We start from the raw sequence: 2,942 nt of genomic DNA, 5'->3' as shown, positions 1-2,942 counted from the left end.
CCGGGCGGGCACCCCGCCGGTGATCAGCCCTCGAGGAACCAGCGTCAGCAGACGGCTGCCATCGCCATCCAGCGCCCTCACCGAGAGCAAAAGCTCGCCCTCGTTGCCTTCGGCATCGGAGAGGTAGAGCTCGTGCCACTCCCCCTGCACCGGGTGCGACGGCGATAGAGAAAGAGAGAGTGCCGAGACGATCGGCATCAGCCGGCCAATATCGATGTCAGGCAGAGCCTGATCCGGCGGAACACCCGCCAGTTCGCGGAAGAAGGCGTTGACGGCCAGCAGCCTGCCCCCGCCATCGATGATGGCCAGTCCCGCCTCGGCATTGTCGAAGGCAAGGGTGGCAAGCGCCACAGGATGGTGCACCAATACCGGCTCGGCATGGCGCCCACCGGGGGGAAATCCGTTATCGCGGATAGCCATGGAACGCTCTCGTGTCAGCCTCAGGGCGAGGGGAATGAGTCAAAGTTCTCTTCAAAGTGTATATCGAACAACAAAGGAAAACCTTGACTTGAACTGGGCCGCTCGCAAGTTCATGGCGCCCCGGAGAACGTCGCGGTACCGTCCCGGCCCTCCCGCTTTACCCGGTACATGCTCTGGTCGGCGGCATCGATCAGTTCGCGTGCACTGCGGAAGTCCGCATCGTCCAGACAGGCGATGCCGATGGAGACCGAGACATGCAGCGGCACGCCGTCGGCGTGGGCCATGGGCCGCATGGTAAGCAGCTGGCTTAGCCTGTTGGCCACCACCATGGCACCCTCCACCCGCTCGTCCGGCAGGATGACCAGAAACTCCTCCCCCCCGTAGCGGCCGGCGAGATCCCCCTCGCGAACGGATTCCTGAAGCGCTTCCGCAAAGTTCTCCAACACCCTGTCCCCGAGCACGTGGCCGTAGCTATCGTTGAGCTTCTTGAAGTGGTCAAGGTCGATGAACACCACCGACAGGGTGCGCCCCTGTTCCCGGCAGAGGCGAAAGCGCTCCTTCAACTGCTCCTCGAGCCAGGCTCGGTTGGCAAGCCCGGTCAGGTCGTCACGCCGACTGCGCTGCTCGAGCTCGGTCTGGCGCTGGCGAAGCGCCTCCAGCTCGGCTTCCTGGGTGTCCATGCGTGCGCTCAGGGCCAGTGCCTGCCTGAACAGATGCTGCTGTGCCTCCTCCAGCAGGGAGTGGTTGTCATATATCGGTGGTGCCGTGATATCGAGCAGTTTCGCCATATCGGGAAGGTTCTCCTGAACCTCTTCAAGCAGGCTGGCCAACGATATCGGCAGGGCATTACCGAGCGCCTCGAAACGGTGCAGCAGCCGAAACAGGGCTCGCGCCGGCGTCGCGGAGAGCCAGGCGTCGGCGATGGGGCCCGACAAGCGCAGGCAGAGGGCTTCAGGGGAGGTGCCGTGGAGATCGCCATGACTCGACGCAATACCCATGGCCAGGTGATCAGGCAGTCCCCAGCTATCGGCAAGCCAGGCCCCGATGCTGGCATGATCGCACCCGTAGAGCGCGTGCTCCGCCGCCACCAGGCTGTCATGCCCCTGCGAGGAGACGATGAGCTGCCGGTAGTCTTGCTCGTCGAGCGCGATGGCCGCCAGCACGCCGATATCCTGCAGCAGGGAAACGGTGAAGAGCACGCCGGCCTGCTGGGGGCAAAGCCTGGCCGCCAGATGCCTGGCCGCCAGCGCGGCGATGATGGCCCGCTGCCAGAGATGGTCAAGGCCGAGGGCCGAGATGTTGATGCGGGTCAGCGCAAAACTCATCACGGTCGCCAGGGTCGTATCCAGGCCCAGGCGGGACACCGCCTCACGCGATGTGCACACCTCGACGCCGCCGCGCGAATAGTAGCTGCTGTTCGCCATTGACAGCAGCCGCAGGGTCAGGGCCGGGTCCTTATCGATTGCCTCGGCATACTCAACCAGACTGGTATCGGGGTGACGAGCAAGCATCAGGACGCGTGCGGCGGCGGCTGGCAATGAGGGCAGGCTATCGCACTCGCCAAGCCTGGAACGCAGCGTCTCGGGCAAGGGGGGCAGGCCAAGCGGGGGACTGGCGCTGCGTTCACAACTGATCATGTCGGCTCACCACTGCGCGGGGAAAGAATAAGGAGTCACTGAAGTCTGCCGCGAAACACCGCTCAATTCACCCTTTACCTGCCAGGGCTACCAAAAGCGCAGCGCCTCCACCGAGGCCGTTCAACCACCCTCCTTCAGGAATCCCGTTCGACCCATTTCGAAGCGCTACTCGACGGCGGAAAGGGGCATGGCGGAGTGCACTTCCCGCTCAACTGCATCACCTAACTGCAGGGTGATCTCTACGCGCCGATTACGAGCCCTGTCCACCTCGGAGTCATTGGGTACCAACGGACGGGTATCCGCATGGCCCATCACGGTCAATCGATTCGGGTCCAGCTCCGGGTCTTCGAGCAGGAGATTGGCCACGGTAGCCGAACGCATCGCCGAGAGATCCCAATTACTACGAAAGCGGGAATCATAAATCGGTATATCATCAGTGTGGCCTTCAATGACAATCCCTCCTGGCATTCCAGAGAGAGTGGCGGCCATGACCAGAAGCAGTTCGGCAAACGCTTGCGTCACCTCAGCGGAGCCGGAAGGAAAAGTACCCTGCTCGTCGATGCGGACCAGCACATTGCTGCCATCGCGCTCAACGCGGACACCGCCCTCGTCGATAGCTAAGCGTAGCGCCTCTTCCACCTCGAACTTGAGCGCCTCGATGCGCCGATCCATTCTCGTCTGCAGCTGCTCGCGAAAGGTATCGAGCCGAGCACGCTCAATAGTCGTCGACTGGCGAACCTCCTCTCGCAGCGTCGGTTGGGGCTCGGCAGGCGAAAAGCGATCGAACACAGCGCTGGTTCCCATGGGTATCATATCGGCGGGCACCTGGCGCTGGACGCCAAAGGCCTGCACCATCTGGCCGGCAAGCTGCTTGAAGCGAACCAG

Annotated in this window: 3 protein-coding genes; all 3 read right to left on the bottom strand. The window is 63.1% G+C overall.

The window, feature by feature from the left end:
- A partial coding sequence (locus tag IBX53_RS15560; protein ID WP_290911123.1) for a PAS domain-containing protein occupies positions 1 to 420 on the bottom strand: 420 nt, incomplete at its 3' end.
- Between the two features lie 110 nt (positions 421 to 530).
- Positions 531 to 2,057, bottom strand: coding sequence for a GGDEF domain-containing protein (locus IBX53_RS15555; protein ID WP_290911120.1), 1,527 nt, complete (start codon positions 2,055 to 2,057; stop codon positions 531 to 533).
- Between the two features lie 165 nt (positions 2,058 to 2,222).
- Positions 2,223 to 2,942: OmpA family protein (locus IBX53_RS15550; RefSeq protein ID WP_290911117.1), on the bottom strand; the 720-nt coding region annotated here is incomplete at its 5' end.

It is taken from the genome of Halomonas sp. (assembly GCF_014859505.1).
In the GTDB taxonomy this organism is placed as follows: Bacteria; Pseudomonadota; Gammaproteobacteria; order Pseudomonadales; family Halomonadaceae; genus Halomonas.
Note: the sequence above shows the minus strand (reverse complement) of the source record. Positions and strands in the feature narration are given on the sequence as shown.